Here is a 19290-nt window from a genome sequence, read left to right on the forward strand (position 1 = left end):
AGCTGTTCGATAATTCTCTAGCTTAAAGCATCACTCATTAACCAGGACGTGTCTCAAAACTCGCTGACGTGCATCTTTTACTATCTTTTTGCCCAATGTTACGTCACTTTGCCTTTTCGCTCCATGCTGCGTTACCTTCCCTTGACGTGCTCGGCCTCGCATGCCGAAAACTTCCGGCATGGAACGAGAATGCGGCAAAATCTGCTTCCTTCGAGGTTGAAGCTACACCCCAGAGCGTATCTTCAAACCTGCCGAAGCCGAAGCGTAACTGCACGTGCCTGGGGAGCTGAACATGGAGCAGAACCATGGAGCGGAGCGCTAACGAACTTGTGACGTCTTATTCAGCGATTTGAAGCGCCCGCAGTAATCTAAGGAATCTGAAACACCTTATATTTGAATAACCAGCCATTTACAACGGGTTTTCAGGTGATTTTGGTAAATAACGTGTCTCATGTTCCTTACAAAATAAAAGGAGGACCCGAAGGCTAAATAAGACGTCCTCGGTTCCTTAGAAAATCGTCTGGGACAATCCGCCAGGATCAGCCAGCCTAGACTTCAAGATGTTTTGGACCCCACGTCCTTCAACGTAGAGCATGCCTGACAACGTATCACATACCTGAGTTTGAAGGCACACCCTGATGAGGATTAAAAAGCAATGAACCTCAGTAATTTTTTACTATCAACACATAGTATATTGACTTGCAAACGTTTAAAAGAAACTTAGGCGGGTAATAACATAGCGAACCACTCAATAATATGAGGAGGAATTCACTATGCAGAAGAAAATCGTAGGTGTGTTTAATACAGAACGTGAAGCATCGCAGGCTATCGAGGGTCTGAAAGCACAAGGATTTACTTCAGACGAAATCTCCGTTGTTACACAGGATCGGGATGAACTGAAGGCAATTCGGGAAGAGACAGGTACCAAAGCCCCTGAAGGCGTGGCTGCTGGTGCAGCAACAGGTGGTGTACTTGGTGGCGTAGCCGGTCTGCTCGCAGGTATCGGTGCACTAGCCATACCCGGCATAGGACCGATTCTGGCCGCAGGTCCTATCGCAGCAGCATTTACCGGTGCAGCTGTGGGTGCAGGAGCTGGCGGATTGGTGGGTGGACTTGTGGGTCTTGGTATTCCGGAAGAGGACGCTAAACAGTATGAGGAGTATGTACAGAATGGTAAAATCCTGCTGCTCGTAGATTCTACGGATCGGGACTCCGATGTGTACGATGTGTTCAGTGGCAACAGCCAGCTTAACCGAGACAGAGCCGAAGCAGCTCATCGCGGAGATGTGCCAGCCGAACGTCCGGATCTGGATATGGAAGAACGCAGATTGGAAGCCCAAAACAAGGCAGCGCGATTCGGTAACAATACATTCCTGTAATCTTGCCGCGAATTTAATCGATATGAAATAAAACCCAATGACTTATTATCTGTAAAATGGAATGACATATATGATCCACCAGATGGTCATTAGCCGGTTTCCTTAAGGGAAGCCGGCTTTTGTCCCTGTGTTGCATATGGGTGGGTGTCAATAATGTCGGATGGTGTTTTTACCCAGTCAAGCAGGGAATAACAATACATATAACAGTACAGCCAAAGCGAGTCCAATCACCAGTAGCATCATGGTAAGAAACCGGATTAATCCGGTCGATGCCTGAAACGTCTGTTCATTGATTTGGGTACGCTTCCGATGATAGGCTGCTGCCGAATACACAATGATGGATATGCCGCCAATCAGAGAAGTGATACCCGTAATAATCGCCGCAATATGTGCAAGCCGATCATACGCCGACGAATTGAAACCAAATCCGGCAGCAAGAAAGCCGATGCCCGCCATGGCAATACCCGTGCGCACCCAGGCCAGAAAAGTTCGCTCGTTAGCCAGATGTTGTTGGACATACTTGGAATCGGTAGTAGTTACGTCTTTGTCTGTTAAAGAAATGTGAATCAACTCCGTTCATTAAATCTACGGCTTCATTTTCATTATATCTCTTATCGCAAAACCAAGAAAGGATGGCTGAATGTATGCCTCGCAAAGAACGAATTACAGAAATAGAGAGCTTAAGGGGAATTGCCTTTGGTGCGGTGGTTCTCCAGCACTCCATCGCACATTACTCTCTGGTCCCGGAAACGAAACTGGAGGATGGCGTGTTACTGGCCATACTGCTGATGCTCTCCAAATTTGCAGTTCCTTTATTCATATTCATAACAGGGATGGTGCTGTTTTATAACACGGGAGACAAGCTGCATTACGGCAAGTTTATGAGAAAAAGAGTAACCGACGTGATCGTGCCTTACCTGATCTGGTCACTCATTTATTTTACACTTGCACCGCGTGGCTGGACCGGATTTGGATGGAATGACATCCCGGACCTAGGCCTGAAGTTGCTTACGGGCAAAACGACTTCACACTTTTGGTACATCATTATGTTGATTCAGTTTTATCTGTTATTTCCGCTCTTCTTGCGTGCCATTCGTTATGTATATAACCGATATGAGGCCAAGGGGCGCTTGATCGCATTATTGATTTCTGGTGTGGTGTATCTGGTACTTGCAGATCAATTAAGAAACATCGCCAAATTCATGGAACGGGTGAATATCCCGGTGCTGACAGATGCTTTTACAACGTATGCAGACCGTAATTTCCTTTATTTTTTTATTTATTTTGTGCTAGGTGCAGCCGCGGGGTTATCCGTCCAGCATTGGAATGAATGGATTCATCGATTGCGCTGGATATACTGGACAGTGTTTATTGTTCTGGGTCTGCGGTTTACTTATTTATTAATGCTGGAGTTTCAGAAGCCGGAGGGAATCAAAATTACGTTCTACACGGTCAGCTTGATCCGCCCTGATATGGCACTCTTTCTGATCGCTTCCATTATGGTCATGTACCAGCTGGCCGGGAAACTGCATAACCTCAGGGCTACACGATTGCTGGGATGGATTGGTGGTGTATCGTATGGAGGTTATCTGATGCATATGTTGATGCTGCGGTATAGCTACATTCCGGATGAGTTGTTTTACGTTGCTATGGGCTGGAACCCTGTCGTTCGAATGATCATCACCTGGTTGTTGGCTCTTACATTATCCTGTGTAGTGACATGGCTTATCTCTCGTGTAAGCTGGGGCAAATGGATTGTGGGAACCGTACCGAAGTCTGTCCGCGATAAATAAATCCATCAACATATGAAAAATTCATAATAGATCACCACAGCCGCACAGAAGTGTACGGGAGTACGAGAGTATACGAACACAAGATACAGGAGCACAGGTATTACAGCTTTTGCACAGACTTTCTTGTCATTAAAATTCGATCTCACGACGCACTGAGCCCTGAAATAAACAAACTTTCGAATCACTTTCATAACTCACTAGAAATGGATTTCGTAACTGGATATAGACAAATTGAACCGTTTCGATCTATATCCAGCCTTGATTGAAGCAGCTAAAGGTATTATGAAATTGATTCTTTTGAATTACAATTAAAATTTCATTACATGAAAAATTCACAACAGAAAACCTTTTTTCGTGCTTCCCTCAGGTTAACGCGTATCCACACGATTTCTTGCTCGCCCTCCTTGAAGATAGATAAAAGGGAGGCAAAGCGGAGAAAGATGGCAGAACCCGAACATAAGTTTTATAATACTAGATATATAGGTTCTGACAGGAGGGGAATGAACGTGGCTTTTATGATTGCACAGCGGGCATTTATCAAGCTGTATCTGATTACGATGGTTGAACAGCACAGGGGGTATGGTTACGAGATGCTGGAGGCGATGAAGCAGGAATTCAAAGACTACGGTTATGTACCACCCCAGAGCGAGGTATATCGGGCACTGCATGAATTGGTACAGCAAGGTGTTTTTTATCGCACAAAGAAGCTGAAGGGCAATGATCCAAAGGTCGATTTTCAGGAAATCGTTTTATATCATTTCACGGATGATGGTGCGGAAAAAGCTGAGTTATACAAAAAACAGGTCAAAACGGATCTGGATCGTTGTCTCGGCATGTTACACAAGGCAGAAGAGGACAATTACGGTACGAAAGGAAGATGAGCATGAACAGACAGTTACAGTGGGGTGTACTCGGTACGTCAACCATTGCCAAAAATGCAGTCATTCCTGCGATCCAGCAGTCCGAACGTGGTGAGGTGTTGGCGATTGCCAGCCGCAGCAAAGAAAAGGCAGAAACCCTTGCCGAAGAACTCGGCATTGCCAGATCGTATGGCAGTTATGAAGAGCTCATCGCTGATCCGGACATTGAAGCCGTCTATATTCCTTTGCCTAACCATATGCACAAAGAATGGACCATCAAAGCGGCACAGGCTGGCAAACACGTGTTGTGTGAGAAACCGGCTGCCTTGAATGCAGATGAATCGGCAGAAATGATCGAGGTATGTCATCAGCATGGTGTTCTTTTTGCAGAAGCGATTATGTATCGATATCATCCCAAGCACAGACGTGTGCAAGAGATTATAGCTAGTGGAGAGATTGGCATCGTCAGAGCCATCCATGGTAATTTTACCTGTAATACCGCTGATGACAAGGAGAATGTAAGGTTCAAAAGAGAGATGGGCGGCGGATCATTATTCGATCTTGGCGTGTATCCGATCTCGGCGGCCCGGATGTATCTGGGACAGGAACCGGAAGCGGTGACAGTTCACGCTCTATTCTCGGACGAGCATGATGGCGTGGATATGATGGCGTCTGGACTGGTAGAATTTCCGAATTCGGTAGCTTTAACTTTTGACTGTGGCATGTGGGCTTCAGGTCGAGCGGAGATGGAGATTCTCGGGACGGAAGGGCGGATTGAACTGCCAAAAGTATTTGGCTGGGAGAACAGCGATATTCCACCTCAGATTATTGTGCACACCGATTCGGTCAGCCGTGAGGAGCGTGTATCCGTGTCGAATTCCTATGTGCTTCAGGTGGAAACGTTTGCAACGGCTGTGCTTGAAGGAGAGGCCTTACCTTTCAGTCCGGAAAATACCATTCAAAACATGCGCGTTATTGATGCATGCCTGGAATCGGCTCGAACTCGTCAACGTGTGCAACTGATCGATTAGGTCAGGTCAGATTAAACATACTAGAATAGTAGACTCCATCTTCAGGGATGAGAGTCTTTTTTTCTGTCTTAAAATGTTACCATTATAATATTTTACAATTTAAACGTCTGAATTTGATATTTCTACCAAATTGATGTGATATAAATAGTCATGAGATGACTTGTTTACTATAATCTAGCAGAACGCACAACTAGAAAGTTACAGCTTGCAGGATGCAAATCGTGACAACGTTCATCTACTATGAGGGATCGGGAGGCCGGATTGATGAAAAAGTTGATATCCACCGCATTACTGGCATTGTTGTTAACGTTTGTTTTCCTCACAGGTTCACAGTTCACTCCAGTCGGACAGCAGAAGGCATCTGCTGCAACATGTACCATCATCAATACGTTTACAGGTGTAGCAAACTATTTGAGTGCAAATGGAACGTTGCCATGTAACTTTATTACCAAATCACAGGCAACAGGACTCGGCTGGGTAGCTTCACAAGGAAACTTGGCTGTAGTGGCTCCTGGGAAAAGCATCGGCGGAGACGTATTTGGCAATCGGGAGGGGCTTCTGCCTTCAGCAAGTGGACGTACATGGCGCGAAGCAGATATTAACTATACTTCCGGCTTCCGTAATTCGGATCGGATTGTGTACTCCAATGATGGACTCATCTACAAAACGACAGATCACTATGCATCATTTACACGCATGAAATAGAGGAAGGAGTAGCCATGAACACCGTGATTCTGGATGGAGAAGACTTTGCTAGTAGCGCTGAACTTCATCAGCAATTAAAGGATAAGTTGAAGCTGCCAGATTTTTATGGGGGTAATCTCGACGCTCTATGGGATTGCCTGACGGGTACGATTGAACTTCCACTAGAGCTAAAATGGACCAACTACCGAATTAGCGAAGAACGACTGGGGAATGAAGCAGGCCGGGTACGTGATTTGATGTTGGAGGTACAGGCTGAACAGTCTGGATTTCAATTGCATGTTGAGAAGTAGGCAGCAAATAAAGGCAGTTCAAATACAATCAATCCGTCCAGCCGAGCAGACCACATGTGGTCTGTTTTTTTGTGTTATAGGAGGTTGTTTAAAAAGGTTGTTCAAAAAGTCTTTGTGTTGATTACGAATTATCTGAAAGCAGAGCGGATTTTTTACTTTGCTTACTTGTCGTTAAAATTATTTTCACGGAGGTATTGATTTCTGCATAACTTACGTTAAAATAAAATTAACATGAAAAATATTTTAACGTTGAGGAGTGAAAAGGGATGAGCGATAACACAGCAGTTGGCAAGCAAGGTATGGGTGAGTTAATACGAATCAGACCGTACATGCAATTTATGCTTAGTAAAGTTGTATCCAGATTTGGTGATTCGATTGATTCGATTGCTTACAGTTGGATGGTGTACATTCTGACCGGTTCGAAAGTGCTGATGGGTACATTGCTGGCGGTGAATTTTTTGCCCAATATCCTTCTGGGTCTGTTCGCCGGGGCTTTGGTTGATCGCATGTCTCCCAAAAAAGTGATTGTGATTACCAACACCGGTCGCGGGTTGTTCGTTGGGATTACAGCTCTGTTGTTTGGATTGGGGCAACTCGAAGTGTGGCATCTATTTGTCATTACAATTCTGAATTCTTTGCTGGAATGCTTCACTACTCCTGCGGAAGTGTCCAGTGTCCCCCGATTGCTTCCCCAATCGATGCTGCTTTCGGGTAATGCCATGTCTTCTTCCGCAACCAGAGTGGCCGAACTCGCAGGACTTGCAGTGGCTGGTGCCCTTATTGCTACAATAGGCATTGCCTGGACGATCCTGATTGATGCGGGGTTGTTTGCGCTAAGTGCTTTAATGATGAGCCGAGTAGGCTACCCTGAAGTCTTGACATCTGCTAACAATGAAAATAAAACATCAACTGAAATGAATTCTCTTTCATCCGACAAAAGTAGCATATTCTCCGAAATGGCGGAAGCTTTTCATTTTCTCCGTAAACATGCCTTATTGTTAATCGTCTCCATCCTGTTTGCCTTCGTTAATTTCTGCCTGATGCCGTTTAATGTTCTCCGTACACCCTATGTCATTGAAACGTTGCATGCTGGCGCTGGGGGATTAAGTCTGCTCAGTGGGCTGATGGTGGGAGGTATGTTGCTTAGCGGTATATGGTTGACACAAAGGGGAGCGAATTATCGTAAAAGTGTGGTGATCATCAGCGGTATTGTCATGTTGGGTCTCAGTTATGCGATGACGGCACTACCCGCTTATATGACTTCCTTCCAACTGCCGGTTGCAGCGGCCTTTTGTCTACTGATGGGTATGGGGATTCCGCTGGCCACAACACCGCTTGGTACCTATCTTATGGAAGTTACCCCTTCGGAGATGCTGGGCAGAGTGTATGCCCTTCAGACTATGCTTGTCTTGAGTGTTGCACCACTTGGGAGTCTGGTTTCGGGAGCACTTGCAGATTGGCTGACCATGCCGGTTCTGTTTATCGTTTTTGGTATTATGCTTGCCATGTCAGCAGGTATGCTGTTATTTAGCAAAAGTTTTCGAAGTGCTCTGTGAAGATAATCAGAAGAAGTGATCATTAGCCGATTTTCTGTATCAAGTCATTTCCGGCTCGTTTTGACCGAAGTCCTGACGCAGCGGTATAATAGAGACATCGATGGACAATAGGTACCCCGGAAATGAGGATACAGGGATGGAGCACAAGGTTCTTTCAACAATTGAAGAAATTAAAATCTACTCCGATCCGTATCGGATACAGATTATGAATATGTTTAACAAGCAGGGTAGACCATCCACTGTCAAAGAGATCGCCGACCAGATGGGTGAGGTGCCAGCCAAAGTTCACTATCATGTAAAAAAGCTGGAGAAAATTGGTCTACTGACGATTGTTTCCACGCGTGAGATTAATGGGATTATCGCAAAATATTATGAACCATTCACCGGAGAGATCCATCTCCGTCATGAAGATGAAGATAAGGAAAACTCACCATTGAAACAGGTGTTTCGGTCCGAGACGCTCAAATTATTAAATGAGATGTTCGAACAAAGTCGTCAGCGATTCATGCATCAGGCGGAAAACGAAGATCGGATGTTTCTCTCGGATATCACGCTGTATGCAACCCGTGAGGAAGTAGAGCAGCTGTATAAAAACATCATAAAACTCTGTGAACCCTACACTACAAAAGAGAATCAACAAGGAGAACATGAGGTCTTTCAGTTATTCTCTGCTCTCTCCAAACCTATAGTGAAAATACCTGCTTCTAAGACAGATGCAAAAGAGAAAAAGAAAGCTACGTCCAGTAGGGGTAAAGCAACTCCGAAAACGTCTCAATCTGTGTCTAAGCGGCAGGAATCTGCATCATCTGGTAGTGAGTCGGAAGAATAAATGGATGGAATGCATGGGTTCAGCGTTATCGCTGGAGGCAAGTAACGGCAAACGTGAGAGACTGCTATGGAGAAAACTAGAAAAAGCCGCCCAATGGCGGCTTTTTAATGCGTGATAAGGAAGGCTAATGGTGGAGCAGCCTATGGAATCCAATTCAATTTTGACGCTTACCATTTCAGTTCATAACGAAGTTACATGTTCTCATCGTAGCCCTTCACGTCACGTTTGGCTGCGGTTGCGGGGGAATTAGATGTGCCATATTCTTCGACCGCTTCCCAGGCATCTGCGTTGTCGAACTTGCCGGCCCGCTGCTGTCTTCCTTCTCCAGCACCACTCGGAGGCATGGTCATTACTTCTTCTTCAACAGGCCGATCGTTGCTGATCTCCCTGTTAGGCGTGTCGTCAATACAGTAAGCGGTGTAGGGGATAGCCTCAAGTCGTTCGAAGGGAATATCTTCGCCGCACGTTACACAGGTTCCATATGTACCTTGCTCCATACGTTCCAATGCGTCGTTCACTTGATTGAATTCGTCTGTTAATGTATCGTCAATCGCCAGATCACGGCTGCGTTCAAATGTTTCTGTACCAGCATCTGCCGGATGATTATCATAGGAGGACAGCTCACCGGTTGAATCTTTCAGCGACTCGACTGGAGCACCGTCTTCCATGCTGGATTCAAAATGACGCTGCAAGTTTTCACGTTGCTCCAAAAGGGCGTTTTTCAGTATTTGATGTTGATCTTTAGTTAATGTACTCATAAGGACATGCTCCTTTCCCGTTGTGGGGTGTAGTGAGTCTTTACCCGAATTGGATGAAAAGCAATCATTTTCGTGAGGAATAGGGCTGTATCGTTTTATATCTGACGGATTATGTGTTATAAAAAATAGAGAGAGAAAATGCCGTATGATCTTTACAGGAAATAGAACCACGGCTTGGCTTATAATGGAGGTTGTCAATATGGATGAACATATGAAACGAAGATTGGATAAACAGAGACAATTGTTTAAACAATTGGGAGTGCAGCTAGATGCGTTATCGATACATGAAAAACAATTTAATTATAAACTTCGTGGTTATGATCCGGATGAGGTAGATGCTTATCTTGATCTGGTCATCAAAGATTACGAACGTTTCTATGCCAATATTGCAGATCTGATGGACAAATGGCAAGAACAGCAGTTAACGATCCGTGATCTCAAGTCGTCCGCGAAACCGGTGGAAGATCCAACCAAGATTGATCGCAAACAACTGGATGATATTGTAAAACAACTAGAATACAGTGTGCGACAGCTCAAGATCAGAGCACGTCCCGAAAAGGATCTGTTCTCTGAATAAGGTCAGCATATCCTGGATTATATTAAATAAAGGTGGTTAATCATGAGTACTCATTTTTCGGTCAGTGTGCATTGTTTGTTGTTATTGTCACTCAGCGCGCCTGAACGAATCACGTCTGCACATATTGCAGGTAGCGTGAATACCAACCCTGTCGTCGTCAGACGTATTCTGGGCGGGCTGAAAAAGGCAGGATTAGTGAACTCCTCTCCTGGAACAAGAGGCTTTTACCTAGCAAAGCCATCCAATGAAATCACATTAGCCATGATCTATCAGGCTGCCAAGGACGAAGGCCCATTGTTCCCGATTCACGGCAATTGTAACCCGGATTGTGAAGTGGGCTTGCATATAGACAGCTTGCTGACCAATCTGTATCAAGTTGCCGAGGCGAAGGTGGAGCAGTTCTTTGCATCCATTACACTCGAAGATATGGAACGTTCCTGTACTCAGATGCAAGCTGTTCCATCACAGACAGAATAGATTGCAACAAGACTTAAAGTGCATGTTCAAAAAGAGTGGTTTTCAGTACCGAGAAGATGGGATGAATTCCATATTCGATGTTGCGATGCCGTTAGGCATCCTTCGTAATCAAAAGCGGACTTTTTGAACGACCTCTTAAAGGAAAGGTGCGTTGTTATATGAAAATTGCAGTCATCTCCGACACACATTTATCACGTAAATCACGGAAGTTACCGACTAGGCTCCTGGATGTATTGCCGAGTGCAGATCTCATTCTTCATGCCGGTGACTGGTCGGATTGGAGCGTATATCCATTGCTTAGTGAGTATGCACCAGTTGAAGGTGTAGCGGGTAATACGGACCCGTCCGAAATCGCTGAAAAACTGGGATATTCCCGTATTGTTGAAGTGGAAGGGCTTCGTCTGGGTCTTGTGCACGGTCATCTGGGATCAAAGGGTACGGAGCAGAATGCAATTCATACCTTTGCAGGCCAGCATGTGGATGCTGTCATCTACGGACACTCACACATCCCAGTGATGCATACCGTGGACAACACACTGGTATTTAATCCGGGGTCGCCTACGGATCGGCGTTTTCAGAAACAATACTCATTTGGCATCATGACAATAGATCAGGGGAAAATACAGGCTGAACACGTATTCTTTGATCGGGATTAGAGAGATATGCGCTGGTTGCAAGTTGGACGAGTACAAGAGCCAGAACCAGCTACTGAAGTCGCGACTGGATAACTGATAGGGAACCTTTTCCTTAAATTTCATCTTATATATCTTCTAATTCAGGGAAGGATTAAAGAAGTTTATAAATCCTTTGAAACAACATGTGAGTCTTCTCTAGTATTATACTTGAGAAGAGGGTGCTTAAAATCTACAAGAGAAAAATGTATATATTAATGAAAAAGGTTATGACGGTGACGAGCTAGAGATGATTAAAGTAGTAATCTATCAACAAAGTTACAGAAATGAAGGAAACGAAGAGGAATAATTAAGGCTGTTTAATCCGGAACATATGAAGAATCGATAGTATCCCAACTAGAATCAATTAATTTCATGTCTGAGAATGTTGGAAGTGTGGAAACTGCGACAAAAATATGATGCAGAACAAGAGCCTGGAATAGCATTATTTGTTTTTGAGTAAGCGAAGGCAGGTGGATTTTTTCCGGAACAGACTAAAGAATGGGTTTAGGAAGAAGCAGTCACCGTTTAGTGGAGAGAAGTTCTGTTTCTACTAAGAAACGTCATATATATTGAATTTTCTTGCAAATAGCCACAAATGATTACTTAGATGAGCACTTAAGCATAATGACTATGGCGGATAAATCTAGGAGATGTAGCGTCGAAAATTTCAGGTATCAACGATGTAGTTTAAACATGTATAAGGTGATTTTCGGGGATGTTTTTCTCCGGATTTAATACATGAAGTATTGAATGTACAAAGAAACCGCCTCCTTTAAAATGATGGTCGCACTCCCATTTTTCCTAGGAACGGTATATTTTTTAACAAAGAGACTTTTTTATACTTCTTTTTATAAAATGTGGTATATATTTGTTGAACAATGGTGCTGTAATATCCTCCTATACTCCATACCAAGATAATAATGAGGTTTCTCTTTGGGCATGTGCAGGTGTGGATTTGGTATCTCAAGAATCGATTATGAAGGGATATCCTAATCAAAAGTTTATGACGAAAAGAGATCTAACTCGCGAAGAAGCAGCAATGATTATCTATAATTTAATCCAATGGAATAAATAATTTTGTAGCTAGGAGCAAAAATAAATTGAATTAGGTCAGTTAGCGCATAATAAGAGAAATCGATCTAATTGTTTTTATACCAAGTGAACAATGCGTTAAAGGATCTTTTTAGGTAATGTAACATTTGAAGCGAGGGTGGATGGAATATAAAATAAAAGAGAGTAGTGGAATAGACTTGGATTTCTTTCATCCCACAAACAATGATATATAATCTTCCTCTTGCTGTTTTACACAAATATGGGAACTTCCAGTTCTATTTTCTCGCAGAGCACTAGAAGTTCGTCATGAAGTAATAGCACGGTTTACTGCCTCCCCAATTCTTCAGGAGTAACTATTATCAACTTTTTAAGAAGAGAATCATGAAAGCAATCAGGGCCATTTCTTTTGAATACCATAGTAGATAAGCTACTAATAGAATTATAATTATTCACACCAATCACTTGCACTTTCATTTTTGTATGCTCTTATTAAACATCCTGATTTTACTATCGAACGTTGCACCTATAATTGACTATATGAAGGGGCATCGCCAACGGATAGAAGCTACCCTGAGGATAACAGGCTTTTGTCTCCCCCAAGAGTCACATTGACGGGGTGAATTGGCACCTCGATGTCTGCTCATCGCATCCTGGGGCTGAGATAGGTCCAAAGGGTTGGGCTGTTAATTGGCGAAAACCCAAGAACTACGAATCTCTTTCAAAATTCAATGTAAATGTTCTGCTACATATCCTGCACCCTTTAAAAAGACAATTAGATTTACACGTTGTAAATATTGTGGAGAGCGTGTCTTCGTGGATTATGCCGAGGGAATTTATTGAGAACCGTTTTGGCAAGGAATTATAAATGACCAATACTAAATTTTTATACTGTAACCACCTAACACCTGAGGGAGTTGAGAAATTATTCAACACATATGCCCCTAAAAATTAAACTTTGATAATTAGTGTTCGTATAACTTGTAAAGAGCAAAAGTACTTCCTATCTATAGTATGTAATTTGGGTATAATATAAGTAAAAACCAGACTTTTATGGTTATAGTCAAATCATAGCTACAATATTTTTTATCTTCTAACGACTTTAATTTTTGTTAACTATAGAGGTAATAGAGTAAACTGTTGTGGAGTAAGTGACCTCTTTAAACGAATCTTTGGCAGTGCAATAACGAAGATGTGATTGAATGCATTAGTGTAATTACCTCAACAGATATAAGAATTGATTCATAAACGAGTCAGTTGACAGTCTTAATATACAATTCCAAAAAGTAGATTAGTTTCTGCTAGTGATAATCAGCAGATCATCTCTGTTTTCATTCGTGAAATCTCTAAATATCGTGCTAAAGGATAAATATTACTTAGATATTGAGTACCAAAATATACGATAGTCGACGATATTTTTAGCAAAATAATATTATGTGTGAAGAAAAACAGCCGTTTCTAATAGAGATTCGGCTGTTTTTTCATTCGTCAAAAGTTATTCACGGGTTAGTGGGTTTTCTAATTCCACATGGCCCATTAAACTTTCAGTTGCATTTCCGTTAACAAGCAGTTCAATGCTTGTTACTTCATCAAACTGAAAAAATGTCTTTCTTAGTGCATCAATTGCTAAAAGTTCTCCACCAGATCCTAATCTTGCTTCATCCGGAATATTTACATCTAATATCAATTTTCCTTGATCAAAAGTTGCTGAAAGTAAATCAATATTTTTCCACAGTGGGATTAGTTCCATTTGATCGCTACTTTGAAGGGATGCGTAAGTTTTGCTATATTTATCGTATTCATCTTCGAATGTAATTTCCTTCTTTCGTTGATCGAGTTGTAATAGTTGATCATCAGCGTAATAAACATTAATTTCTTTAGATTCCTCGCTATTTTCGTCCTGATTAGCTATTGGAGCTGGTGTAGTACTTGTAGGATCAGAACCCTGCACTGGACTTGAAGAAGTAGGTTTACTACCACAACCCACCGCTAGTAAGCTTATGGCACAAATTGCGATAGCAACATAAATTCGTTTTTTCATAGAAGCACATCCTCTTAAAGTATTCGCTGTCCTATAACTTTAGATACTCTTTTATTCCATCCACAATGGCTTGAGCCGCTTTATTTAGATTGGTTTCTGACATCATGGCCTCTTCCTCAGACTTGTTACTTAAGAATCCGATTTCTAAGAGAACAGCCGACATTGTAGTTTCGCGGATGACCTGATAGTTTCCGTTCTTAACGCCACGATCTTTAAATCCCAAGGTCTTAATTAAATTTTTATGAATAATGGTCGCGAGTTCTTTACTACTTTCACGTTGGTAATAATAAGTTTCGGTTCCCGATACTTGAGGGGCAGCGGTTACGCTGTTGCCGTGTATAGATACAAACACATCCGCCTTAAGATCGTTTGCTAGCTTCACACGTTCCGAACGTGTTGGGTAGATATCCGTTTCACGAGTCATAATTAATTCTATATCAGGTTCTTTTTCTAAAAGAGCCTGCACTTTCAGGCCTAAAGCAAGGGCAAAAATCTTCTCAGGTTTTTTGGTGAAACTTATTGTACCTGGATCACTTCCTCCATGTCCTGGATCAATAACGACTATTTTTTTGCCACTGCTGACAGGAGTTGCAGGTGCAGGTTGATTTACCATACTGAGGTCAAGGATGAATTTTCCAGATATAGTCTCTTGCGTATAATTAACCGAACTTACATTGTTTAATTCAACGACGATTCGAACTTGAGCAGGATCATTTTTGAAAAGCGAATATCGTACCTCAGTAACACCTGGAAAGTCGCTAGTATCCAACCTTCCCATGGATCCTCCAGAGGGTACTTGTCCCATATTACCAAAGTTGGTAGATGGGAAATCCACAATAATTCGTTCTGGATTTTTTAGTGTTGATATGACTGGAGTAACTTCACGTTCTAATGAAACGACCAATTGATTATTAGTATAATTTATATCATGAATCAAGTTAGTGGTTGTTTCATTTACATTCCCATTAGAGGGAGGAGATGGGATTGATGTATTATTGCTAGTTAGAGTAACGATCTTGGCTTGGTTATTCCAGCCAACTCTGAGACCCATCTCTTCACTAACAAAACGTATGGGAACGACAACTGTATTTTTGATCATTTGCGGAGCAATGTTAAGAGATACGGTGTTATTTTGAACATTTGCTTGATCTTTTCCAACGGTTAGTGAAACTGCATTAGAACCTTGTTGGATATTCACGTTTTGTGTTTTTTGGTCCCAGTTCACATTGAATTTTAAATTCTCTGCAACTACTCGAATTGGAATCATAATATTGTTTCGGACATTAACTACTTCAACATCATTAGGTAAAATTAGTTCTTGACCATCTAAAATAATTTTGGTCTGATTTGTAGCTGCTTGAGTATGCATAGGAATCAGAAAGAGTAGCAACGCACTAAACAGTAACATGATTATAGATTTCTTCATTTTACACCTCGGTTTAAATTTACGTAGTATTAAACTTAAAGCTGAATGACAAGGTTACAGTAAGGTCTTCATCTATAAAAAGGAATCACAGGAAAATAACCTTTTATTTGAAGTGATCAACCCAGAGAAAGTTGAACTGATACTATGAAACTGAAAGGAATCAAAATAACGGGAAAACCAATCACCTCCTATAACCCGCAAGTTAGTTTAGAAATCTGAAATACTAACTATTCTAAATTATGACATCATCCTACAGTTATACATATTTATCCTGCGAATCCGTACAAAAAATGAAAAGATATGTAACTATCCCAATATTTAATGTTTACTATAATTCCTCGAGATGTAATTTTGGGAGAAAAAATTCCTAAAATTTTCTGCACATTAATAAGAACGCTATACCCCGTACAAAAGTTGCGCAGAAATTGGTTTTGATACAAAATTATTCAAATTATGGGTCGCAGAGCTCATGGGGATGTTGGACTTAGTTAGCCGACAGCTATAAGTGAAGGAAGATTATATAAGGTTTTTAGGAGGGATTTAAGTTAGGAAGAAATATACACCCCAAATTCTCCAACAGAAGAGTTTGGGGTGCTTTAAACCATATTAGTAGGAATTAGACATTAGATTTAATCAACCGTATTCTACCAAATAGGATGCTTGGATCCAACCCCATTGTTGAAATTTGTAGCTGTATACATTTACCCAAGTAACTCCGTTCACAACTCGTGTTTCATTACCGTTCACCAAGTCTCCAGCGTAGTGAGAGCCGATATACTCACCAGTAGGGGAAGGTGTTTTTCTAAAATTGGAAGATGCATTAACCTGCCATGTTGTCGACATAATTGTAACAACATCAGATCCGGGTTGTGTAGTAATTTGAACATCTGGACTAGAAGAAACGACACGATCAGTTATTCCTTCAGATGCAAATGCGCCTGTTGCAGGGAGAAGCACTGTTGCTGACACTAGTGAAACAGCAATAAATTTTTTCAACATCTTCACAACACTCCTTGTTCATGATTGTAGTTATCTTATATAGAAGTATAACAAGAAAAATTGTTAAAAAATAAATATATAACTATCACCTTACTTATATCCTTGTATATTCCATATAAGATATATACACAATATACCATATAATCTCATATTGTGGAAACTGTTTTTGCTTAATTTAAATATTGTTATGAGTGTGAATAATTTTGGTTTCTAAAAAAACAAGTTGAACAAAAGGTATAAACGAAACTGACTTATACTACACGGAAAAAATTTGTTCCTTATAAGGGACGGTGGACTGAGTACAAAAAAATAGAGGGTAGCTTAGCTTATAACTTTCTAGATAACACTACTCATTGTCTGAAAAAATTTAATGGCTAAGAAACACACGATTGGATTTTAATTATTTGCTCATTATTAAAAAATTATCTAGCTCTCAACCAATTACCTCTAAAGCCGAAAGCTGAATGTATCCCGATTCCCCAAGTCTATAGCTCGTTACTGGGGCCGGAATAACTCCGTTCAGAGTCACATAATTATAAGCACTTGTCAGCTGCTCGCCAGAATATAGAGAAGGGGATTGATCTTAAACTAGTAGCTGTTTTACTCTCAAAGTTGTACTCATAATAGTAATTACATCTGATCCTGGTGTAACTGTGATAGTTGGTGCGGCAAGTAAGGAAGGCTGTTATCTGATGTTTGAAAACACCTTATAAGTGAGAGAGAAATGATACATACACAGTAAGAATGTGGAGCCACTCAGGTGTTTGTATACTTCATCATGTTCGCTCAAAACTACTTATGGAAGCGTTTAACAATGAGTTATCATACTATAGCAAATTTTCCAGATAATCGTGACAAAAAAGGTACGGTGAAAGTGTATTCTGATTAAAGGTGATTTGGTTTTTGGTCCTAAGTATGCTTTAGGCAGAGGTTCAAATGATCCAAAAATGGTAACGGCCATATAAACTGGTCGCAGCGAAATTATAATTCACGGAGGTTCTCCTGCCACATACTTATCACTTTCTTGGTACCCACTTCGTCCAACATATGGTTGTAACAGACTTTCTAATGCGGATCAAAAAGCGTTGATTGATATCTTAGTGAAACACGGAATTAATTGAAAGATTACAGTAAACAACATTTAAAAAGAAGGGCGGAAATTCCTGCCCTTTCTTTGTTTATTTCGTAGGAAATTTATCTAATTCAAACCACTGTTGAAAATCTATCTGAGTAATTTTTTAAACAGGCTTAACCTTTTTGCTCTCTGTATTATATCTGAAAAGAATCCATTGATCTGAAGGATAGTCATTAATGAAATCAATACTTTTTCTGCTCTGATGCCATAAAATTAAACCGGTGCTAATATAGTTGGTTGCCTGAGGGAGATAAAAACAAAACGCTCTTTTTTATTACCGTATTTGCTAAAGTGCTTTTCTCCGTACTTTCATAAGAAAATGCAATGATGTCTTCTTTTGGTGACCAATTATCTGACACAATTGTTTCGACATCTTGTTCACCCTGTTTTTTCAAGACGTTCGTTTAAAATCGTGTACTTTCCTGTTGTAAGGTTCACGAGAATGAGGTTGCTACCTGCACTTTGTTCTTCTTCTTGAATAGCAATCCATCCGTTAGATGGAGTTCCAACAACACTAGTAATATCCAGTAATATAACTTCGAAATCTCCCGTTTGTAGGGTTTTCTTTACCATTGAGTAACTACAATGGTGTTAATGATGTTTTGTTCTAAATCTGCAGCAACATCTTGCTTTAAGGTGTTCGCGGTTATTGTGATGTTGTTACCTTTCCAAACAATTTTCGTTTTTTTTGAACTTAGGTATACTCTGGCATGTCGAAGAGTTCACAGAAGTTGTTTTTGCAGCAATTGGAGCTACTAACTTATCAAGAAGATGGAACGAAGCTGATGCAGTTGATAATGTGCCTATGCTTCCTAAGACAATGACACTTGACAATAAAACATTGGTGTATTTCATTATTATTTCTCCTTCAGTTGGGAGGCGGACGGTGTAGTTAAATGTCGAGCTAACTACCTACAATCGCTTAGCAATATCCTGAACATTTTTCTCGTGGTCTCTCCCATAACGGTGACTAAATTAATCCATCCATTATAATCATCCGAGAGCTCGGAATCTTCTGCTAAGTGTATACTACTCAATCCATGTTCAGAGTCGATATACTATGTGGATCCGATAGCGAAGAGAGAGTCTGACGGACATTAAAAGAGGGGGGACACGATAAGATGAGGGTGTGTTGGAAAGAGCAGAGCTAATACGGCTGTTACCCTACTGTTGAAGGAAGCGTGGCCTGATGCAACGCTTTCGCTAAGTAATTTACAGTGAATTGAACCAGTGGAAAAGATTAATTAAGCTAAAGGCCTAATTGCTCATATTAAGAATTCTCCAATTGTAGCTATGGCCGCATAGCTGGAGTCTATAAAATAGCACCATTAGATCTAATACGTATTTATTGAATTCACTCTAATTATCCCATAAAAATAGCAGGTACTTACTGTCTACGAACTTCTTGCAAGCAATGACGACTAAAGCTATTTTCATTTTCTCTTCTCATTCACATATCTCCTAATTCTAAGATCCGAATCTCTTATTGTCCTATCTTTTTAATTAAGTTATTTATTATACAATTTATATCATCACAAACGGACAATGATATTCTCCTGAATGTATATCGGATAATTTCATGTTTGAAAACAAATTTCCCATTTTCGAAAGACTGAGGGATGGAAATTTATAATGAAATTCTGACTGGGTTACTTTAATTGATTAGAATTTAGCTTTTACCGTGTTATTTCAAATTTTTATTCACGCATA

General features: G+C 41.0%; 17 protein-coding genes. 12 read left to right on the top strand and 5 right to left on the bottom strand.

Going from position 1 to position 19290, the window contains the following annotated elements; all coding sequences use genetic code 11:
- Positions 1 to 773 precede the first annotated feature (773 nt).
- Complete coding sequence (locus MHI12_RS11660) at positions 774 to 1379, top strand: general stress protein (RefSeq protein WP_017689064.1); 606 nt, start codon at positions 774 to 776, stop codon at positions 1377 to 1379.
- A gap of 177 nt (positions 1380 to 1556) precedes the next feature.
- Here the strand turns inward: MHI12_RS11660 and MHI12_RS11665 are convergent, their stop codons facing one another.
- Positions 1557 to 1949 carry a YidH family protein gene (locus tag MHI12_RS11665; RefSeq protein WP_017689063.1) on the bottom strand — a complete coding sequence of 131 codons (393 nt, stop codon included), beginning with the start codon at positions 1947 to 1949 and terminating at the stop codon, positions 1557 to 1559.
- Between the two features lie 74 nt (positions 1950 to 2023).
- On the opposite strand from MHI12_RS11665, the gene MHI12_RS11670 reads away from it, so the two are divergent.
- The 7 genes from MHI12_RS11670 to MHI12_RS11700 all read left to right on the top strand — a co-directional run bounded on the left by MHI12_RS11670 (position 2024) and on the right by MHI12_RS11700 (position 8443).
- Positions 2024 to 3172, top strand: a complete 1149-nt coding sequence (locus tag MHI12_RS11670) for an acyltransferase (RefSeq protein WP_405172413.1) — start codon at positions 2024 to 2026, stop codon at positions 3170 to 3172.
- Positions 3173 to 3678: 506 nt separating this feature from the next.
- Positions 3679 to 4053, top strand: coding sequence for a helix-turn-helix transcriptional regulator (locus MHI12_RS11675; RefSeq protein WP_036609188.1), 375 nt, complete (start codon positions 3679 to 3681; stop codon positions 4051 to 4053).
- A 2-nt stretch (positions 4054 to 4055) separates the two neighbouring features.
- Positions 4056 to 5063, top strand: a complete 1008-nt coding sequence (locus tag MHI12_RS11680) for a Gfo/Idh/MocA family protein (protein ID WP_076318555.1) — start codon at positions 4056 to 4058, stop codon at positions 5061 to 5063.
- A 264-nt stretch (positions 5064 to 5327) separates the two neighbouring features.
- Positions 5328 to 5768, top strand: coding sequence for a ribonuclease (locus MHI12_RS11685; RefSeq protein WP_091031755.1), 441 nt, complete (start codon positions 5328 to 5330; stop codon positions 5766 to 5768).
- A gap of 14 nt (positions 5769 to 5782) precedes the next feature.
- Positions 5783 to 6058, top strand: a complete 276-nt coding sequence (locus tag MHI12_RS11690; RefSeq protein WP_405172414.1) for a barstar family protein — start codon at positions 5783 to 5785, stop codon at positions 6056 to 6058.
- Positions 6059 to 6324: 266 nt separating this feature from the next.
- Positions 6325 to 7614: an MFS transporter gene (locus MHI12_RS11695; RefSeq protein ID WP_405172415.1), complete on the top strand. Its 1290-nt coding sequence runs from the start codon at positions 6325 to 6327 to the stop codon at positions 7612 to 7614.
- 136 nt (positions 7615 to 7750) lie between these two features.
- Positions 7751 to 8443: an ArsR/SmtB family transcription factor gene (locus tag MHI12_RS11700; protein WP_405172416.1), complete on the top strand. Its 693-nt coding sequence runs from the start codon at positions 7751 to 7753 to the stop codon at positions 8441 to 8443.
- Positions 8444 to 8634: 191 nt separating this feature from the next.
- Here the strand turns inward: MHI12_RS11700 and MHI12_RS11705 are convergent, their stop codons facing one another.
- Complete coding sequence (locus MHI12_RS11705; protein ID WP_036609176.1) at positions 8635 to 9201, bottom strand: TraR/DksA C4-type zinc finger protein; 567 nt, start codon at positions 9199 to 9201, stop codon at positions 8635 to 8637.
- 199 nt (positions 9202 to 9400) lie between these two features.
- Here MHI12_RS11705 and MHI12_RS11710 point away from each other — a divergent pair, with 199 nt between their 5' ends.
- From MHI12_RS11710 to MHI12_RS11725, 4 genes are all read left to right on the top strand, one after another.
- On the top strand, positions 9401 to 9778 hold the full coding sequence (locus tag MHI12_RS11710) for a DivIVA domain-containing protein (RefSeq protein ID WP_017689054.1): 378 nt from the start codon (positions 9401 to 9403) through the stop codon (positions 9776 to 9778).
- Positions 9779 to 9820: 42 nt separating this feature from the next.
- A complete protein-coding gene (locus tag MHI12_RS11715; protein ID WP_237175906.1) occupies positions 9821 to 10255 on the top strand; it encodes an Rrf2 family transcriptional regulator in 435 nt (144 codons plus the stop codon).
- A gap of 158 nt (positions 10256 to 10413) precedes the next feature.
- Positions 10414 to 10911, top strand: coding sequence for a metallophosphoesterase family protein (locus tag MHI12_RS11720; RefSeq protein WP_405172417.1), 498 nt, complete (start codon positions 10414 to 10416; stop codon positions 10909 to 10911).
- Positions 10912 to 11800: 889 nt separating this feature from the next.
- Positions 11801 to 12004 (top strand): S-layer homology domain-containing protein, encoded by a 204-nt coding sequence (locus tag MHI12_RS11725; protein ID WP_405172972.1) that lies wholly within the window; start codon positions 11801 to 11803, stop codon positions 12002 to 12004.
- A gap of 1470 nt (positions 12005 to 13474) precedes the next feature.
- On the opposite strand, the gene MHI12_RS11730 is transcribed toward MHI12_RS11725, so the two are convergent.
- From MHI12_RS11730 to MHI12_RS11740, 3 genes are all read right to left on the bottom strand, one after another.
- Positions 13475 to 14020, bottom strand: a complete 546-nt coding sequence (locus MHI12_RS11730) for a GerMN domain-containing protein (RefSeq protein WP_405172418.1) — start codon at positions 14018 to 14020, stop codon at positions 13475 to 13477.
- A gap of 31 nt (positions 14021 to 14051) precedes the next feature.
- Positions 14052 to 15446 carry an N-acetylmuramoyl-L-alanine amidase gene (locus tag MHI12_RS11735; RefSeq protein ID WP_405172419.1) on the bottom strand — a complete coding sequence of 465 codons (1395 nt, stop codon included), beginning with the start codon at positions 15444 to 15446 and terminating at the stop codon, positions 14052 to 14054.
- A gap of 633 nt (positions 15447 to 16079) precedes the next feature.
- Positions 16080 to 16445, bottom strand: coding sequence for a hypothetical protein (locus MHI12_RS11740; RefSeq protein WP_340029860.1), 366 nt, complete (start codon positions 16443 to 16445; stop codon positions 16080 to 16082).
- Positions 16446 to 19290 lie beyond the last annotated feature (2845 nt).

Source organism: Paenibacillus sp. FSL H8-0280, assembly GCF_045040665.1.
In the GTDB taxonomy this organism is placed as follows: Bacteria; Bacillota; Bacilli; order Paenibacillales; family Paenibacillaceae; genus Paenibacillus; species Paenibacillus xylanexedens_A.

Excerpts from the sequence above, each read along its gene's own strand:
- MHI12_RS11735 (WP_405172419.1), bottom strand. The coding sequence starts at position 15,446 with ATGAAGAAATCTATAATCATGTTACTGTTTAGTGCGTTGCTACTCTTT.
- MHI12_RS11685 (WP_091031755.1), top strand. The coding sequence starts at position 5,328 with ATGAAAAAGTTGATATCCACCGCATTACTGGCATTGTTGTTAACGTTT.
- MHI12_RS11730 (WP_405172418.1), bottom strand. The coding sequence starts at position 14,020 with ATGAAAAAACGAATTTATGTTGCTATCGCAATTTGTGCCATAAGCTTA.
- MHI12_RS11710 (WP_017689054.1), top strand. The coding sequence starts at position 9,401 with ATGGATGAACATATGAAACGAAGATTGGATAAACAGAGACAATTGTTT.
- MHI12_RS11740 (WP_340029860.1), bottom strand. The coding sequence starts at position 16,445 with ATGTTGAAAAAATTTATTGCTGTTTCACTAGTGTCAGCAACAGTGCTT.
- MHI12_RS11660 (WP_017689064.1), top strand. The coding sequence starts at position 774 with ATGCAGAAGAAAATCGTAGGTGTGTTTAATACAGAACGTGAAGCATCG.
- MHI12_RS11715 (WP_237175906.1), top strand. The coding sequence starts at position 9,821 with ATGAGTACTCATTTTTCGGTCAGTGTGCATTGTTTGTTGTTATTGTCA.
- MHI12_RS11720 (WP_405172417.1), top strand. The coding sequence starts at position 10,414 with ATGAAAATTGCAGTCATCTCCGACACACATTTATCACGTAAATCACGG.
- MHI12_RS11670 (WP_405172413.1), top strand. The coding sequence starts at position 2,024 with ATGCCTCGCAAAGAACGAATTACAGAAATAGAGAGCTTAAGGGGAATT.
- MHI12_RS11690 (WP_405172414.1), top strand. The coding sequence starts at position 5,783 with ATGAACACCGTGATTCTGGATGGAGAAGACTTTGCTAGTAGCGCTGAA.
- MHI12_RS11680 (WP_076318555.1), top strand. The coding sequence starts at position 4,056 with ATGAACAGACAGTTACAGTGGGGTGTACTCGGTACGTCAACCATTGCC.
- MHI12_RS11695 (WP_405172415.1), top strand. The coding sequence starts at position 6,325 with ATGAGCGATAACACAGCAGTTGGCAAGCAAGGTATGGGTGAGTTAATA.
- MHI12_RS11700 (WP_405172416.1), top strand. The coding sequence starts at position 7,751 with ATGGAGCACAAGGTTCTTTCAACAATTGAAGAAATTAAAATCTACTCC.
- MHI12_RS11705 (WP_036609176.1), bottom strand. The coding sequence starts at position 9,201 with ATGAGTACATTAACTAAAGATCAACATCAAATACTGAAAAACGCCCTT.